The following is a 16,804-nucleotide window of genomic DNA, read 5'->3' as shown; positions in this document are numbered from 1 at the left end:
TTTGATGAACCCGTCAACCTATCGGTTTTTGAATAAAAAGGGGGTGGAGCTTTCCGCCCATCTTTACCGGCCATTGGATCGGGTTCCAGCTTTTTATGCACTTTTTGCCCATTGCTTTAGCTGTAAGGATAATATTTCAGCAGTTAGCAAAATTTGTACGGCCATGTCTCAACAGGGCATTGCGGTTTTTAGTCTGGACTTCACAGGGAGTCAAAATGAAGCCTCCCAAAATCAGGTTTTTGCGTCTGGGATTTCTGATTTGGTAGATGCTGCATCTTTTTTGGAGAAAAATTTTCAAGCTCCCAAAATGTTGTTAGGACATTCTTTGGGGGGTACAGCGGTAATTTATGCAGCGTCCCAACTGGACTCAGTGGAGGCGGTGGTGAGTATAGCCGCTCCGGCTTTCCCGGATCAGATTCAAAAGCTTTTTCAGGGAAAAGCTGATAATTCAGGTAATTCTATTGTTCACATTGGTGGAGCACCCTTTCGAATCACTCAGGAGTTTTGGGAGGAAATTGTCCAAAATCCAACTAAAGGAATGCTTAAGGGGATGAAAAAATCTTTGCTTTTGATGCATTCTCCCCAAGATGAAGTAGTGGGTTTTGATAATGCCCTGGAGCTTTTTGACCAAGCGGGTCATCCAAAAAGTTTTATTTCTTTGGAAGGAGCAGACCATTTGATTTCAGACCCAAAGGACAGTGAATACATTGGAGAGGTTGTGGCAGCCTGGAGTAAGCGTTATGTTCCTTTTCAGGAGGATATTGCCCAACATGATACCAAGGGAAATCAGGTTTTTGTGAGACTTTCCGGGGAAGGTTTTGCAACTGAAATCAAAACTCCACATCACCATTTGATTTCTGATGAACCTCTGGAAGTCGGGGGGACTAACCTTGGGCCAAATCCATATGATTTATTGATGGCAGCTCTCGGAAGTTGCACTGCAATGACCTTGAAATTGTATGCAGGTCGAAAAAAATGGCCTTTGACAGAAGTTTCAGTCTTTTTAAACCATAAAAAAATCCACCTTGAAGATAGTGAGCATAGTGGCGAGCCGGGAGCCAAAGTGAGCCATTTTACCCGGATTATCGAGTTGGAGGGTGATTTAGACCAAGAGCAAAGGCATAGATTATTAGAGATTTCCAACAGATGCCCTGTACATAAAACCTTGCAGGAGGAAATTGTAATTCAAACACTCCTTGCCAAATGAACTCCAGGCAAATCAGGACCTATCTTTTTAGCTCTGTTAGCCTTATACTGGTGATTTTTTTGGGATGGTTTTTAATTCCAAATCCTGAGCTTGTTGAAGTGGCGGAGAAATGGAAAGGGGTTTGTTGGGTAGCCGGAAGATCTCCGCTTGAAGGAGGAGAACTACATGCTTTGAAAAAGGTTGGCGCGAATGCTTTGTCCCAGACTCCTTTTGGTTGGCAGAGCGAAAAAAACAGACCTGAAATCCGTTGGCAATTGGAGGGAGACCGCATATGGTGGGGAGAATCTGCAAAAGGGATACAGATAACTTTGGACTCCTCCGAAACGCATGGAATCATGAATATGCTCAAGCCTCATCTATGGGTTAGGGGAAGTTGGCCGGGCGAAATAGAAATGGAAAGTGAAGAAGATTGGGGTCAATGGTTTGATAATTATCGGGGCTTTATCTTGGAGTATGCTGCCTTAGCTGAAAAGTTGGCTATTCCAATGTTATGCATAGGGACAGAGTTGGAAAAAACTTCACATAGGGGGGAGGATTGGAGTAGGTTGATCAGGGAGATCCGAAATATTTATTCGGGAAAGCTTACCTATGCTGCCAATTTCACAGAATTTGAACAGGTTTCATTTTGGGATGAATTGGACTATGTAGGGATTCAGGCCTATTTTCCACTTTCCGATTCGCATGATCCGAGTCTGAATGATTTAATGGAATCTTGGGAATCCCATATTTCATCAATCGAAAAGGTGGTTAGGAAATACAAAAAGCCCGTAATTTTTACAGAAATCGGTTATTGTAATACCGTGGACGCGGCTATGGAGCCTTGGGTTTGGCCAAATGAAAGAGCTGAGATTGCTCTTTCCGATGAAGTCCAAGCCTTGTGTTATGAAGCTTTTTTTCAGACTGCCTGGAGAGAATCCTGGTTGGCAGGTGTGTTTTTTTGGAAATGGTATCCGAATGGAGGCAGAAGAAGTCCTGACTTTACACCTCAGGGTAAATCAGCCGAAAGCGTGATGGAGGCCTACTTTTTGGAAGACTGAAAATCACATGCCTGTGTGACATTTGTCATGGAAACAAGGAGCGCGGTGCTGTAGTTTTATCCTTGAAAATTAAACCGTACATTCTCTTTACCCTTTAACCATTTAAGACATGAAAAAAAATATGGGAAATGCGGACCGTGCAATCAGATTAGTCATTGCTGCCGTACTGGTTGGTTTATTTTTCACTGGAATTATTGAAGGTACATTAGGAGTAGTGGCCCTCGTAGTTGCCGGGATTTTCACCTTAACGACTTTGGTGGGCTTTTGCCCTCTGTATACAATATTCGGGCTGAACAGTTGTTCAAAGTCCTGAGAACATAGATAATGCGTAATAGTTTTGGGAAAGGCCGGAAGCAGTAGCTTCCGGTTTTTTTATGTTCTTCTTTTGATGGATGGAGCTGGCTTTTTGAAAAATTTTATTAAATAGCTTAAAGAAACCCGAAAAAAGTAATTATGAAAAATAATCCCAGAAGAGAATTTTTAAAGTCTACAGGTTTGGTAGGACTTGGTCTATTTGGCGCAGGAAGTGCCTTGGCTAATGATGTTCAAACACTACCATTTGAAGCTAAATATGGCGCATCAAGAGTTCAAACCTTTAATATGTCTGGATTTGCAGCCCCAAAAATCGAAACGGTTCGGGTAGGGATTGTTGGTTTGGGCCAAAGAGGCCCCGGGGCAGTAAACCGACTCAGTAAAATAGATGGGGTGGAAATCAAAGCCCTGTGTGATTTAATCCCCGAGCGTGCGGAGAAAGCCAAGAAGTCTTTGGAAGGGACCCCTCACAATCCTGACTTATATTCCGGAAGTGCCTATGCCTGGAAAAAAATGTGTGATAGACCGGATCTGGATTTGATATATATCGCAACTCCCTGGGATTGGCATACTCCAATGGCAGTTTATGCCATGGAAGCAGGAAAACATGCTGCAGTAGAAGTGCCGGCAGCAAGAACCTTGGACGAATGCTGGCAGCTTGTAGAAACTTCCGAACGTACCAAGAAGCATTGTATGCAGCTGGAAAATTGCTGTTATGATTTCTTTGAACTGATGACCCTTAAAATGGCCCGGGAAGGATTTTTTGGAGAGGTTTTGCATGTGGAGGGAGCCTACATCCATGATCTTTTGGCACATAACTTCCAAAAGGAAAATGGGTATCAGGATATGTGGAGATTAAAAGAAAATCACCGAGATGGAAACTTATATCCCACTCATGGATTGGGACCAATTTGTCAAATCCTCAACATCAACCGAGGGGACCAAATGGATTACTTAACTTCCCTTTCTTCCAATGATTTTCATATGAAGGCAAAAGCCCAGGAGTTAGCAGAGAATGACGTGTTCTTTTCCTCTTTCGCAGCTAAGAACTATCGTGGTAATATGAATACTACAATTGTCAAGACCAAGCATGGGAAATCAATCATGATTCAACATGATGTCTCCTCACCTAGGCCTTATTCCAGACTTCATGTGGTAAGTGGTACAGAGGGATTTGCTCAGAAATATCCAGAGCAAAAAGTTTCAAAAGGCCACAGTTGGATGAAGGAGGAGGAGATGAAAGAACTTGAGAAAAAGTTTACTCCTGAAATCGTTCAGAAAGTAGGGGAACTGGCTAAACAAGTAGGGGGTCATGGAGGTATGGACTTTATGATGGACTGGAGATTGATTGATTGCCTGAGAAACGGCTTGCCACTGGATCAGGATGTATATGATGCGGCTTTGTGGAGTTGTATCAGTCCTTTGAGTGAATGGTCAGTTGCAAACAGATCTAATTCCATTGATGTACCTGATTTTACTGGTGGAAGCTGGAAGACCAATCAACCAGTGCCTATCACTCTAGAAGGTGGAGGAACCACTAAAGTGCGAGTATAAAAAAAAGGGAAGGCCTAATTGACCTTCCCTTTTTGTTTAATCCTGTTTTAAAGCTGAATTCACAATCTCCTTCATTTTGCCGGCATCTTCCTTGAATGGAGATAGATCGATCAGTGCTACTTTTCTAAAATCGATTGGATGACTTTCACTTTGCAAAGCTATATAGCCTGATGGCAGTAATTGTCCGTCAATTTTCACCGCTGGGTCTACGGGATTGACATTTCCCCCACCAATTTGGGGCTTAGTAAAGCTGAATACAGTGTCGGCTCCAACCAAATGATGGACTTCCTGATCTCCCAAGACTATAAAATTGGCGGTTACCCATTGATCCCCATGGTAGGTTTTGGAGCTGGAATTGATACAGTGTGGAGTAAATAAGGTGTCAGCTAAAACCACATTTGTACCAGGGGTACATAGGTTGCAGGTGCTGCGGGGATCGGTTCCATTGCCTCCCAGAAATTGCGCTTCCACAGAAATAGGAAAATCCTGGTCAACTAGCATGGTTTTTGGATCCTGAGAGTGAAGCATAGCGCCACTGTTTCGTATTGCCCAACCTTCCCCACCATTTGCTTGCTCTCCTACAAAGCGGTACTCTACTTGAAGTAGGTAGTAGGAAAAGGGTTTATTATAAAAGATATGTCCGTATTGCTGGTCAAATTGATCATATCCATCATATCGGACTTTCATCATGCCTTCTTCTACACGGAAAGTATTCGCAAAATTATCGTTTAGTTCGTGTGTCCTAATTTTTATACTCCAATCATCTAGATCCTTGCCATTAAATAGAGAAATCCATTCAAGGTTTTTCTCCGGCTGGGCTGGTTTTTCCTTACAGGAAAATGTGAATGTCAGCCCGGCTAGGGCCAAAAGGGAAAGGTGTTTCTTTATCATGTTGTTTAAGGGTTTTTAAGTCGTAAGATCGCCCAAACCGGAAAATGGTCCGAATAATCAACCTTGAGCACTTGGTAATCAATAACTTCAAAATGCTTTGATTCTGCAAGGATATAATCAATTCTATCTCCACCCGAAGTAGACTCATAAGTGTTGGATCTGATATCAAAGGATTTTGCCGCGTCTGTCCAATTGGACGGGATGTGCTGATATTCCTCACTTTCAGGACCAAAATTCAAATCACCCATTAGGATTCTTGGTAAAGCATCGGGGTTTTCAAAATGGATGAGTTCATGTAACTGTGCGATTCTGTTTTCAGTGAATTGGTGGCATAGGTGGGTTCCGCCGATTTGCACCTTTTTAACGGAGTTCAGGGTCAATTCGCCCCAAATGGCTGCTCTCGGTTCCCCTCCGGCTGGAGTTGACAGATTTTGACTTTGGAAATTTCCGCCTTTTTTGATCAAAATTCCTTCACCATATCCTCCTTCAGAATAAATCATGGCTTTAGAGAAATGACCCTTATATCCTGTCATTTCTGCAAGTTTTTGGACTAGATCGATCTTCTCTCCGTAAATTCCCTTGCTTCTGTTAGTCATGCTGTCCACTTCCTGTAGTACTACCACATCAGGCTGGAGGTTGACGATTAGATCCGCAATTTGATGGAGGTTTGGTTTCCCCGGGGAACCTGGATTTTCTCCATGATAGATGTTATAGGTCAAGACCTTTATATCCTGTGCTTGTGACGCGCTGATTCCCATTGTAATAAAAAGTAGGGCGAGTAAGAGTTTTTTCATTCGTGATTTTACTTGATTACCCGAAAGCTTCGGAGAGTAGCCGAAATTAAAGAATTCATTGAGCGAAAGAAAAAATAAGGTCAAATATCCCTGGAAGCTTTTTGAATTAAGACCGGGATTTAGTGTATGACTTGAGTCAAATTTTCAGATGATTGGTAGAATAGCGGAAAGTATTCGGCTTATCTTTTTAAATTCGATCAATGAATAATCAAAGTACTGACAAGTTGGAGCTGGCCGCCCGGTTTGTAAATAATACTGGAGCTCCTATTTTTTTGACTGGAAAAGCGGGTACTGGGAAAACAACTTTTCTTCGTGAATTAGCAAATCGGACCCACAAAAAATTAGTGGTATTGGCTCCAACAGGGATCGCTGCACTTCATGCAAAAGGAGTGACCATCCACTCGCAGTTCTTGTTACCTCTAGGGAGTTTTCTTCCCGTTAGGGAGCCAGAGGGAAATTATACGGACCAATACGGTTTTTACACTCAGCACACTTTAGCTAGAAGACATCCTTTGAACCAACACCGTAAAAGTGTACTTCGTGCAGTTGATTTACTGGTGATTGACGAGGTGAGTATGCTTCGTGCTGATATTCTGGATGCCATTGATTACCGGATGAAAAGTGTACGTGGGAATTTCCGGGAGCCTTTTGGAGGAGTTCAACTTTTGATGATTGGGGATTTGTACCAATTGCCTCCTATCGTAAAAGAGCAGGAATGGCAGGTTCTTAACCGGTTTTACAACAGTATGCACTTTTTTGAGGCAAAAGCTTTACAAAATTCAGGGATGGTTTACCTCGAACTGGACAAAATCTTTCGACAGCAGGACGGGGAGTTTATCCGGGTACTGAACCATCTCAGGGACAATGCGGTCACTCAGGAAGATATTCAGATTCTCAATCGGCATTTCATGACCGAGGACGAAGTGAAAAATGAGAAGGATTGTATTACGATCACTACCCATAATTACAAGGCCGAACAACTCAATCAGCAAGAGCTCGAATCTTTACCGGTGCCTTCCTTTTTCTACAAAGCCGAGGTGGAGAATGATTTTCCCGAATCCCTGTTTCCCTTGGCTGAAACTCTGGAACTGAGGAAAGGAGCTCAAGTCATGTTTATAAAAAATGACAGCTCGGGCTTTGCTTCCTACTTCAATGGAAAACTTGCCAAAGTAGTGGACCTTACCAAAGATGAAATCACGGTGGTCATGAAGGATGAATCTCAGGAATTTGTACTGAGGAAGGAAGTTTGGGAAAACAAAAAATACATTGTAAACCCCGAAACCAAAGAGTTGGATGAAGAGGTGATCGGCACTTTTGCCCATTTTCCTGTGAAGTTGGCCTGGGCAGTTACGGTTCACAAAAGCCAGGGTTTGACCTTTGAAAAGGCAATCATTGATGTTGGAAGGGCATTTGCCCCCGGTCAGGTCTATGTTGCTTTGAGTAGATTGAGAAGCTTGGAAGGACTCATACTCCGAAGCAGGATTCAATCAGGATTGATTTATTCGGATCAGCAAGTGGTCAATTTTTCACATTCTGCCAATGAGCAAAGAAGTTTGACTGAGCTTTTGGCACAACACCAAATCAATTACCTCGCAGCGTTGATTGAGCGGACCTTTGACTTTAGTTCTATTGTCAAGGAACTCCAATATTTTTTGAAAGATCAGGGAGGTAGTTTTGAATTTGAGGACGCCGATATGCAGGTGTTAATCCCGGATATTTTGAAACAGCTTTCGGCTGAAATGGAAAACACGGGCAAATTCAGGAATCAATTGCTTTTCTTGCTTCAATCCAAACAAGAGGAAAAGCTTCAGGAAAGGCTGGAGAAAGGCAGTGTCTATTACAAAAAGATGCTAATGGATATGCTTAAAGAACTTTTGGCTCAGGAATGTATGGTTTCACATTTTTCAAGAACCAAAAAGTACATGGATGGCTTGGAAGAGATAGAACAGCTTTTGTTAAGAAAGTATTTAGAAATCAGTAAAATACGTCGCTTGATCCAGTCTATTTCTGCAGGGGAAATTCCAGGGAGAATGGATGATTTGGAAGCGGAAATCAAAAGCCTACGCCTGAGTTTCATAACAAGAGGGAAAGAGCTGGCGGCGGAAAAAATCCGGGATATCAAAAGCAAAACAGGGAAAAGAAAGGCAAGCAGTCCCAAACCCAAGCGTCAAAAGGGAGATTCCAAGGAATTGACGTTTACCCTGTTTGAGTCAGGAATGAACATATCTGAAATTGCTCTGGAAAGAAGTCTGGCTGAATCTACTGTCAAGAGCCACCTGGCAGAAGGGATTTCAGCAGGTAGAATTGAACTGGAGGATTGTTTGCCTCAGGATGTGATTTTGGATATCATGGGACAACTTGAAAAATTTTCTTCCCTCAGTTCCTTAAGGGTTCATTTTGAGGGGAAATATGATTACGGTACGCTCAAAATGGTATTTGCGGGAAATAAAAGTACCTAGATGAATTTAAAAGATCATGATCCTTTTCCTATTCCATAAAGGACCAGATAAAGCGCACTGATTTTGGATAGGAGCTTTCTTCTAGAAGAAAAAATAGGGAAGCCCAAAAGCTCCCCCATTTTCGTGTTAAGAAAAAAATCAGGTAATTCCTTTATTTCTTAGAATAATATTGGTTATGGAATTTGTACCGGTTTTCGACCTGAGAATTCTCACTCTTTGATACAATATCAATAACCATATAAGGAGGGTTGCTTTGATTACCTTGCATTGCTTTCCATTCTGCCAGGTTTTCACCGTTTGGATTTCCATATTTGATGAAATTGGCGAAGTATTCCTGCATTTGTCTGGAAACTTCGTAATCCTCTTTAGTCCAAGCGTATTCCTTGACGATTGGAAGATTTCCCATAGCATATTCAATCTCGCAGGCATGAGGTGCCCCGATAGGCTCCGGCATTTTTGGTCCTCCTTCAATGGTTCCTCCTGCAAGTCCAGGTGTTAAGTTTTGATCTTTCAATGGAGGTCTCAATTTACTGTAAAGGTATCTGTAAACAGGTTGCTGGGAATGTTTGGCATGCAAATCCAGCCATTTCCATGTACTGTAGGAAATAAATCGGTCAGAAGCCAAATTGGTGGCTGACCATTCTACCTCCTCGGGAGTAGTATGGGGATAAACTTTTATTACTTCTTCATGGATTTCAGGGTAGGTTTCTTTTACCTTTTGTACAAAAGCTTCAGGAGTGTAAGGCTGTCCCTGCATAAATGCCATTCCCGGAATTTCTGCAGAGTTCCAGCCCGCTAGCAATGGAACCTGTGCCTGCTCTCCGGATTCGAATATTTCAGGAAGCGTTTTTGGAAGGAAATAATTGTCAATTACAACTGGGAATCCAAAACGCTTGGACTCCACGTAAAGCTCATAAACATCCTTGGTAGACATAGCCTGGAGTTCTTTGAATGAGGACAAACCTGCATTTTGGACAAATTCTTCTCCCGTTTTTTCTGCTTCTTCCAGGCTAACAGGAGCCAAGGTTGGATTGATACCAGCACCTGATTCTCCAATTGCTCCGGCAATCAAGTTTCGGGAAAGGGGAGAAGCCATTTGGTAGCTGACTGAAATAGAACCTGCCGACTCACCGGCAATGGTAACTTTATTTGGATCGCCTCCAAAAGCAGTAATATTTTCTTTTACCCATTGAAGGGAAGCCGCTTGGTCCATCAATCCATAATTTCCAGAGCCTTTGTAGTCTGTTTCTGCACTTAGTTCCGGATGAGCGAAGAATCCGAAAATCCCCAAACGATAATTTACTGTCACCACAATCATGCCTTTTTGGGCCATGCTTTCACCATCATACCTAGGCTCTGAACCATCTCCTGCAACAAAACCACCTCCATAAAAATATACCAGGACGGGAAGATTTTGGTCGTCTCTGTCAGCTGGAGTCCAGATATTTAAGTAAAGGCAGTCCTCGCTTATGCCATCCGATCTGAAATTCATGTCTCCAAAGACAGGTGCTTGTACGGCACGGGGGCCAAATTTTTTGGTGATTTTTACTCCGGACCAATCCTCAAGAGGTTGTGGGGCTTTCCATCGTAGATCACCTACAGGTGGTTTGGCAAAAGGAACTCCAAAATATTTCTGGACACCAGTTTTGGTATCATAATTACCTTCGATGATCCCGTTTTTGATTTTTGTTTGTACGGCAAAGGAATTATTTCCCTGAGCTTTACTATCAATGGAAGTTATGGATATTAGTGCAGCCAAAAGAAGAAGGGCTAGATTAGGTTTCATTGATCAGGTTTATTTATTGTTTCGTATTGAAACAATATTAATTGCATTTCTGTAGAAATCCTAGATATTTGAATAGTATTGATTTAATAAAATGTCTTTAGAAACAAGTTTAACCTACCTAAGCCATTTGGCTTATGATTCCGTGATTTTTGGCTTTTCCGGAGAAAAACTAAAAATCCTACTGATGGAATACCATAATACCGGCTGGTTGGCTTTGCCTGGGGGATTTGTGAAAATCGATGAGCCTCTGGATGAGGCCGTCAAAAGGGGTTTGAAGGAGCGTACCGGTCTAGATCAGATATTTCTGGAGCAATTTTACACTTTTGGTTCCGTGGAAAGACATCAACCAGAGGTGATGAAAGCGATTCTTGAGCCGCATGGAGGTGTTCAGGACGATCACTGGATTTTGGAGCGTTTTGTTTCCGTAGGCTACTATGCACTGATCAACTACGAATTGGTGGAGCCCAAACCGGACGCCTTGTCCGATTCCATAAGATGGTATGAGGTAGATACCCTACCTCAATTGATTTTGGATCATAATTTCATTGTAGAGAAAGCATTGAGTCACCTTCGGACCCATTTGGATCAAAAGCTGCTTTCATTCAACCTCCTTCCGGAGAGGTTTACCATGAAAGAATTGCAGCATGTGTACGAAGCTATTTTGGGAGAAAAACTCAACCGAGCCAACTTCCAGAGAAAAATGTTGGGATTGGGCATTTTAGAACGCCATGAAAAACTCTATTCTGGGGGCTCTCATAAAGCCCCGTATTTATACAGTTTCAGGGAAAAAAGGGCCAGCTAAAAGAAGGTTTTATTTCAGTTTTAAGTTTCTAAGCTATTTGAAAAAGTTAAAAAAGAAACCCAGATCAATTTTCGATCCGGGTTTCTTTTTTGGTGCCGATAGGTTTATTGTGCGTTTTCCACAGCGTATTCTTCCTGAAGCCGCTTTAACTCATTTTTCATTCGCTCGACCTGGTTTTGGATTTCAGGGGAGGAATAGATGTTATTCATTTCATTGGGGTCAGAAAGAAGGTCATAAAATTCCCACTCGTCTGTTTCATAGAAGTGAATCAGTTTATATCGCCCGTCAAAGGCGCCGTCATGTTTTTTGACAGAATGGACACCGGGATATTCGTAATAAGCATAGTAAAGACTTTTTCTCCAGTTTTCGGGGCTTTCTCCCTTCATAACAGGAAGAAGGCTTAGACCTTGCATGGTCCCCGGATCAGGGGTTTGGGTGATGTCTAGGAAAGTTTGGGCAAAATCCAGGTTTGAAACCAATGCTTGGGAATTACTTCCTGCTGGGATGACTCCTGGCCAGGACATCAATAATGGTGTCCTAAAGCTTTCCTCATACATGAATCGCTTGTCAAACCAACCATGCTCTCCAAGATAAAAACCTTGGTCTGAAGTATATACGATCAGTGTGTTTTCACTGAGTCCATTGGCTTCCAGATAGTCCAAAATCTCGCCAACACTTTCGTCTACAGCCCTGATCACCGCTAAATAATCCCGCATATAACGCTGGTATTTCCATTTTACAAGGTCTTTCCCGCTTAGATTCAAGCTGTCAAATTCCCGTTTGATGGGATCATAAACGGCATCCCAAGCTGCACGCTGGCTTGCATTCATTCTTCCATAAGTTCGTTTCCATGACCTGTTTTCAGTACTGTCTGTCGCGTGGTCCCATAATTTCAGATCAGACTTCAACTGCATGGTTTTTTCAATCGTCATGTCCTGATCCTTGGCCGCTGAGGTTCTGGAAGTATATTCATCAAACAAATTATCCGGTTCAGGAAAGGTGACATCCTCGTAGAGACTCAATTGCTTGGGTCCTTTTTCCCATTCTCTGTGAGGAGCTTTGTGCTGCATCATCAGCATAAATGGTTTTCCACTTTCCTTTTGCTCATTGAGCCAAGAAATGGTTTTGTCTGTAATAATTTCAGTGACATATCCTGTTTCGCGGATCGTATCTCCGGGTACGATAAAGTCCGGATTGTAATAATGGCCCTGTCCGGGTAATATTTCCCAATGGTCAAATCCAGTTGGCTCGGATTTGAGGTGCCATTTTCCAATCAAAGCAGTGGAGTAACCATTAGCCTGTAGCAACTTTGGAAAGGTAGTTTGTGAACCGTCAAAGGTATCATTATTGGTGCGGTGACCATTGGAATGCGAGTGCAATCCCGTCAAAACTGATGCCCTTGAAGGAGCGCAGATTGAGTTGGTTACGTAGGCCCTGTCAAACCGCATCCCGTTTTTTGCAATCCTATCTATATTGGGTGTTGGGGCCAATTCTGCCAAGCGGCTTTGGTAAGCTGAAATTGCTTGAAAGGCATGATCATCCGAAAAGATGAAAATAATGTTTGGCTTATCCGCCTGTTTTTTTTCTTCATTGAATGAACAAGCTGCCGCTATAAGCAGGATCAACAGGATAAAAAATGAGTTTTTCATCAGGATTTTGAGTTTGGATACAATGGATTAGTTTAATGGCTCTGTGAGTACGGACATAATCGTTAAGATTCCTTCTTTGTAATTTCCAAGCCTTAGATTTTCATTGGGGCTATGTTGGTTGTTGTCGGCGTTTACAGTTGGAATGGTTACAGCTGGTATACCTAAGGCATCCACGAAAGGAGAAATTGGTATAGATCCGCCGGAAATACGGATTTGTACCGGATCTTTCCCAAAGGCTCTGTTCATTGCTTTTCTCAGCCAAACCCCAGCTTCGGAATCCATGGAAGTCCGGAAGGCTTGGTAAGAAATGGATTTATGCATTTTGACGATTTTTGGATACCTCATTCTTTCTTCGTCTGTGGGGTCTTCTGTGACAATATGAAATCCCTGCTTCCGGATGTGATCTTCAATCAGGCTAAATAGCCTGTTGGGATCAGATTCTGGTACCAGTCTGACATCCAACTCGGCCATGGCAGTAGCAGGAATGATGGTCCTTGCTTCTGGTCCAACCCAAGCAGAGGCCATTCCACGGATGTTTAGGGACGGGTATTGAATGCTTTCCTGATAGCTTTGGCCTACCTGGTCAGTGCGTCCCAGGCCAAGACGTTTCTTGATGGCATCTTCATCATCCGGAACAGCATCTAGAATAGCTTTTTCAGAATCTGTGAATTCAATTCCATCGTAATAACCAGGGATAGAAACTCTGCCGTTTTCGTCCTTCATGGAGGCGAGCAACTGAGCCAATAAGAAACCTGGGTTTGGAGCATAATTTCCATAATGTCCACTGTGCTGCGGGACTTTAGGTCCGTAGGTTGTTAAGATCATTTCTGAAATCCCTCTCGCTCCATAACTAAGTGTTGGTTCATTGGATGTATGTCTAGGTCCATCCATAATTAGCATCAAGTCTGCTGCAAGTTTTTCCTTGTATTTGACCACGGCTGCAGGTAGCTGAGGGGAACCTTGCTCTTCCTCAAAATCCAATATGATCTTCACATTGTAATTTGGGGAAATGCCCTCTTCTGTTAAGGCGTCCCAACCGGTGAGAAACATTGCGATGGGGCCTTTATCATCGGAGCTTGAACGTGCAAAAATCCTCCAATCGGGGTTGTATTCGGAATTTAGTTTCTCCATTGGGATGATTTCCCAATTACCGTTTGTGCTCTGTGATTTAAGTACAGCAGTATAGGGGTCAGGTTGATTCCATTTGCTACGATCCACGGCCTGTCCATCTACATGAAAATAAAACAAGGCTGTTTTTTCGGCTTTGGCTTGTGTTTTTCCTACAAGGAGTAAAGGTGTGCCATCTGTCTCGAGCCTTTCAGAAGTCCATCCTCTTTTTTGGAACTGCTCCTCACACCACTGAATATTGTTTTCCACTTGTTCCGGATAAAATGCATCATTGGGAATGCTTACGATTTCCTTCAATAGTTCGAGGCCCTTCTGCCATTGTTTATCGGTTAATTGTTCTAAAGCAGATTGATCCGGGGTTTGGGCAAAAGACTGGAAGCCCAGTCCAAGTGCCAAAAGAAAGCTGTACTTTTTCATGATTTGGGTGATTAGATGCAGGAATTAGTCACATAAATCTAACAATAACAAATGCTTATTTCATAATCGGAAAACAGGCTTGTTTTTGGTTTGTGATTATTATACAGGATGGCATTTAAAATTTCAATATGCCGCTCATGGTAAGAGAAGAGTATTTTAAAATTTATTGCTTTAGATTTAATCCTGGTACAAAATATTTATCCCCCTAGAATATGAATTACAGGAAGTTTGGAAATACGGATCTGACAGTCAGTGAAATTGGTTTTGGAGCTTGGGCAATTGGTGGGACAGCCAACGTTGGGGGAGTGGAGATTGGATGGGGCCCATCGGATGATGAGGTTTCTGTGCAAGCTCTGAATGCTGCCCTGGACGCAGGAATTAACTTTTATGATACGGCTGATTTTTACGGTCTAGGCCATTCTGAAAAACTAATTGGAGAAGTGTTTGGGAATAGAAAAGATGTGCTGATAGCCACCAAGGTTGGACAAAAGGTGGGTACCGACGGAAAACCAACGGTGGATTATTCCAAGGAATACCTGATTGAAGCCTGTGAAAATAGTTTAAGAAGACTGAAAAGGGACGTGATCGATTATTATCAGCTACATGTCGCACGAGTACAGCATTTGGAGGACGGGGCATGTATTGAAGCTATGGAAACCCTGAAAGAGCAAGGAAAAATCAGATATTGGGGGTCCTCCTTGATTACCTTTTCTCCATCACCTGAAGCAGAATTTCTGATGCAAAAGCATCAGGGTAACGGATTTCAATTGGTCCTCAATCTTATCAATCAGCTTGCAGTGCCCGAAATGGAAAATGCCGGAAGTCAAGGCTATGGAATCATAGCCCGTATGCCTCTGCAATTTGGACTTCTCAGTGGAAAAATCACTCCGGAATCTACCTTTAGTCAAGATGATCACCGATCCTACAGACTTACTCCGGAACTTATTCGAAATACTTTAGAAATCCTGAACAGTAAAGTTCTTCCAATGGCTAAAGCCTATGAGACTTCACTTTCCGCTCTTGCCCTCAGTTTTATTCTGGGGTTCAAAGAGATTAGTACTGTTATTCCCGGTATTCGAACTCCCCGTCATGTGGAATTGAATACACAGGGATTGGTTCAGCTTTCAAAAGCTGATCATCAGTATCTAAGGGAGCTGTACCAATCAGATTGGCAGCAAATCATGCAAGCAATGCAGGCAAAGGGATAAAAAAAGAAAGGGGAAGAAATTCCCCTTTAATCGTTTTAAGTATTCTTATTTCAGATTCTTCTTGAAGAAAGCAATGGTTCTTTCCCATGCTAAGTTGGCAGCAGCCTCATCATAGCGTGGTGTGGTATTGTTATGGAATCCATGATTCACATCTGGGTACATATACATTTCATAGCTGACTCCATTGGCTTTTAAAGCTTCTTCGTATGCTGGCCATCCGGCATTTACACGTTCATCCAAACCGGCGTATTGGATCATGAGTGGAGCCTTGATTTGTGCTGCTTCTTCTGTGGTGGGTTGCCCTCCGTAAAATGGTACAGCAGCACCTAAATCAGGAATTTTTACAGCCATCATATTGGAAATCCAACCCCCAAAGCAGAATCCTACCACACCTACATTCCCGTCACAATCAGGATGGTTCTTTAGGTATTCATAAGCTGCTATGAAATCCTCCAACATTTCCTCACGGGTTCTATTTCGCTGCATTTCACGGCCTTCATCATCATTTCCAGGATAGCCGCCTAGAGGCCACAGGGCATCAGGAGCAAGGGAAATAAAACCTGCAACAGCACATCTTCTACCTACATCTTCAATGTAAGGGTTTAGACCTCTGTTTTCATGAACCACAACAATGCCCGGGACTTTTCCATTTGTTCCAGCAGGCTTAGAGAGTAGTCCCCTGATTTCTCCTCCTCCTTTGGGAGAGTTATAAAAAATGTAATCGGAGCTTTGAAGCCGTTTGTCATCCGGAAGGATTGTTGCCGTAGTGACATAATCCGGCATCATGGTACTCATCAATGTAGTGAGAGTAATCCCACCTGCAGTGTAGGCTGAAAGCTTTTCTACAAAAGTTCTTCTATCGAGCTTGTTGTGTGCGTAATAGTCATAGAGGTCAAAGACTTCCTGTGGAATGTCTTCTTTGTTGAGTTTTTTCATGGTTAAAGGGTTTATGCGGAATAGGAGTATTAATATACCAAAATCCAACTGCCCAACTACCAGAAAATAGAATACTTGAATTTAGAAGTGATGGAAGGGGCTATGGCCTATGTTTCATTTGAAGTCCCTGTAGGAAATTCCTTAAAATCTGATCCTTGCACTCCCTGTATTGGGGTTGGGAGGGTTTTCTGAAAAATGCGCTCAGTTCATGCCTGCTTATCCGGAAGTTTCTGTTGGCAAATATGGCAAGCATATCCTCTTCTTTTAGGTTGAGGGCAATTTTAAGCTTTCTAAGGATGAGGTTGTTATTCAGGGATTTTTCGGGCTGGGGAATCTGATCATCCTTTTTACCCCTTTTCAAAATGATTAAGCCATTTAAGAATACAGCAAGCTGCTTGTCGTAAATTGGCTTGAATTCCGGATCTTCTTCTTTTTTGAGCCAGTCGCTGACTTCAGGACGGGTAACTTCCAATCCTCCCAATCCAAAGATGTCGATCATTTCAAAATCATTGAAGTCAAAAGTATAGCGTAGGGTTCGGAGGATATCGTTATTGCTCATGGTACTTAATTAGAACGCTTCAAAGATGGTCAATTTATTTCCCACTCACCAAATAGAGGCTGTTC

At 42.5% G+C, this 16,804-nt stretch carries 14 protein-coding genes; 7 read left to right on the top strand and 7 right to left on the bottom strand.

Features of this window, described 5'->3' with window-relative positions; translation table 11 throughout:
• Positions 1-28: 28 nt before the first annotated feature.
• The 4 genes from P2G54_RS11245 (at position 29) to P2G54_RS11230 (ending at position 4,110) form a co-directional block, all read left to right on the top strand.
• Positions 29-1,207 (top strand): bifunctional alpha/beta hydrolase/OsmC family protein, encoded by a 1,179-nt coding sequence (locus P2G54_RS11245; protein ID WP_275871165.1) that lies wholly within the window; start codon positions 29-31, stop codon positions 1,205-1,207.
• Entirely contained in the window at positions 1,204-2,244 is a 1,041-nt protein-coding gene (locus P2G54_RS11240) for a hypothetical protein (protein ID WP_275871163.1), read from the top strand. The genes P2G54_RS11245 and P2G54_RS11240 overlap by 4 nt, the downstream gene beginning before the upstream one ends.
• A gap of 109 nt (positions 2,245-2,353) precedes the next feature.
• Positions 2,354-2,557 (top strand): DUF2892 domain-containing protein, encoded by a 204-nt coding sequence (locus tag P2G54_RS11235; protein ID WP_275871161.1) that lies wholly within the window; start codon positions 2,354-2,356, stop codon positions 2,555-2,557.
• Positions 2,558-2,697: 140 nt separating this feature from the next.
• Positions 2,698-4,110: a Gfo/Idh/MocA family oxidoreductase gene (locus P2G54_RS11230; RefSeq protein WP_275871159.1), complete on the top strand. Its 1,413-nt coding sequence runs from the start codon at positions 2,698-2,700 to the stop codon at positions 4,108-4,110.
• Positions 4,111-4,146: 36 nt separating this feature from the next.
• On the opposite strand, the gene P2G54_RS11225 is transcribed toward P2G54_RS11230, so the two are convergent.
• Both P2G54_RS11225 and P2G54_RS11220 read right to left on the bottom strand, forming a co-directional pair.
• Complete coding sequence (locus P2G54_RS11225) at positions 4,147-5,001, bottom strand: DUF1080 domain-containing protein (RefSeq protein ID WP_275871158.1); 855 nt, start codon at positions 4,999-5,001, stop codon at positions 4,147-4,149.
• Positions 5,002-5,006: 5 nt separating this feature from the next.
• Entirely contained in the window at positions 5,007-5,795 is a 789-nt protein-coding gene (locus P2G54_RS11220; RefSeq protein WP_275871156.1) for an endonuclease/exonuclease/phosphatase family protein, read from the bottom strand.
• A gap of 200 nt (positions 5,796-5,995) precedes the next feature.
• Here P2G54_RS11220 and P2G54_RS11215 point away from each other — a divergent pair, with 200 nt between their 5' ends.
• Entirely contained in the window at positions 5,996-8,254 is a 2,259-nt protein-coding gene (locus P2G54_RS11215) for a helix-turn-helix domain-containing protein (protein ID WP_275871155.1), read from the top strand.
• A gap of 151 nt (positions 8,255-8,405) precedes the next feature.
• On the opposite strand, the gene P2G54_RS11210 is transcribed toward P2G54_RS11215, so the two are convergent.
• Positions 8,406-10,040, bottom strand: coding sequence for a carboxylesterase family protein (locus P2G54_RS11210; RefSeq protein WP_275871153.1), 1,635 nt, complete (start codon positions 10,038-10,040; stop codon positions 8,406-8,408).
• Between the two features lie 91 nt (positions 10,041-10,131).
• Here P2G54_RS11210 and P2G54_RS11205 point away from each other — a divergent pair, with 91 nt between their 5' ends.
• Entirely contained in the window at positions 10,132-10,842 is a 711-nt protein-coding gene (locus tag P2G54_RS11205) for an NUDIX domain-containing protein (RefSeq protein WP_275871151.1), read from the top strand.
• A gap of 104 nt (positions 10,843-10,946) precedes the next feature.
• Here P2G54_RS11205 and P2G54_RS11200 read toward each other — a convergent pair whose 3' ends face one another.
• Both P2G54_RS11200 and P2G54_RS11195 read right to left on the bottom strand, forming a co-directional pair.
• On the bottom strand, positions 10,947-12,491 hold the full coding sequence (locus P2G54_RS11200; protein WP_275871149.1) for a sulfatase: 1,545 nt from the start codon (positions 12,489-12,491) through the stop codon (positions 10,947-10,949).
• Between the two features lie 27 nt (positions 12,492-12,518).
• Positions 12,519-14,036, bottom strand: a complete 1,518-nt coding sequence (locus P2G54_RS11195; RefSeq protein WP_275871147.1) for a M20/M25/M40 family metallo-hydrolase — start codon at positions 14,034-14,036, stop codon at positions 12,519-12,521.
• A 212-nt stretch (positions 14,037-14,248) separates the two neighbouring features.
• On the opposite strand from P2G54_RS11195, the gene P2G54_RS11190 reads away from it, so the two are divergent.
• Positions 14,249-15,244, top strand: coding sequence for an aldo/keto reductase (locus P2G54_RS11190; RefSeq protein WP_275871146.1), 996 nt, complete (start codon positions 14,249-14,251; stop codon positions 15,242-15,244).
• A 45-nt stretch (positions 15,245-15,289) separates the two neighbouring features.
• Here the strand turns inward: P2G54_RS11190 and P2G54_RS11185 are convergent, their stop codons facing one another.
• Together P2G54_RS11185 and P2G54_RS11180 are read right to left on the bottom strand one after the other, a co-directional pair.
• Positions 15,290-16,180 carry a dienelactone hydrolase family protein gene (locus tag P2G54_RS11185; protein ID WP_275871144.1) on the bottom strand — a complete coding sequence of 297 codons (891 nt, stop codon included), beginning with the start codon at positions 16,178-16,180 and terminating at the stop codon, positions 15,290-15,292.
• A gap of 100 nt (positions 16,181-16,280) precedes the next feature.
• Positions 16,281-16,739: a DUF1456 family protein gene (locus P2G54_RS11180; RefSeq protein ID WP_275871142.1), complete on the bottom strand. Its 459-nt coding sequence runs from the start codon at positions 16,737-16,739 to the stop codon at positions 16,281-16,283.
• Positions 16,740-16,804 lie beyond the last annotated feature (65 nt).

Source organism: Algoriphagus sp. CAU 1675 (assembly GCF_029222925.1).
Taxonomy (GTDB): domain Bacteria; phylum Bacteroidota; class Bacteroidia; order Cytophagales; family Cyclobacteriaceae; genus Algoriphagus.
The sequence above is the reverse complement of the archived record's forward strand: the minus strand, read 5'-3'. Positions and strand labels throughout refer to the sequence as shown.

Bases quoted from the DNA above. Each gene is read 5' to 3' on its own strand.
- P2G54_RS11180 (WP_275871142.1), bottom strand. From the start codon at position 16,739: ATGAGCAATAACGATATCCTCCGAACCCTACGCTATACTTTTGACTTC.
- P2G54_RS11210 (WP_275871153.1), bottom strand. From the start codon at position 10,040: ATGAAACCTAATCTAGCCCTTCTTCTTTTGGCTGCACTAATATCCATA.
- P2G54_RS11185 (WP_275871144.1), bottom strand. From the start codon at position 16,180: ATGAAAAAACTCAACAAAGAAGACATTCCACAGGAAGTCTTTGACCTC.
- P2G54_RS11195 (WP_275871147.1), bottom strand. From the start codon at position 14,036: ATGAAAAAGTACAGCTTTCTTTTGGCACTTGGACTGGGCTTCCAGTCT.
- P2G54_RS11235 (WP_275871161.1), top strand. From the start codon at position 2,354: ATGAAAAAAAATATGGGAAATGCGGACCGTGCAATCAGATTAGTCATT.
- P2G54_RS11200 (WP_275871149.1), bottom strand. From the start codon at position 12,491: ATGAAAAACTCATTTTTTATCCTGTTGATCCTGCTTATAGCGGCAGCT.
- P2G54_RS11205 (WP_275871151.1), top strand. From the start codon at position 10,132: ATGTCTTTAGAAACAAGTTTAACCTACCTAAGCCATTTGGCTTATGAT.
- P2G54_RS11240 (WP_275871163.1), top strand. From the start codon at position 1,204: ATGAACTCCAGGCAAATCAGGACCTATCTTTTTAGCTCTGTTAGCCTT.
- P2G54_RS11225 (WP_275871158.1), bottom strand. From the start codon at position 5,001: ATGATAAAGAAACACCTTTCCCTTTTGGCCCTAGCCGGGCTGACATTC.
- P2G54_RS11215 (WP_275871155.1), top strand. From the start codon at position 5,996: ATGAATAATCAAAGTACTGACAAGTTGGAGCTGGCCGCCCGGTTTGTA.
- P2G54_RS11190 (WP_275871146.1), top strand. From the start codon at position 14,249: ATGAATTACAGGAAGTTTGGAAATACGGATCTGACAGTCAGTGAAATT.
- P2G54_RS11230 (WP_275871159.1), top strand. From the start codon at position 2,698: ATGAAAAATAATCCCAGAAGAGAATTTTTAAAGTCTACAGGTTTGGTA.
- P2G54_RS11220 (WP_275871156.1), bottom strand. From the start codon at position 5,795: ATGAAAAAACTCTTACTCGCCCTACTTTTTATTACAATGGGAATCAGC.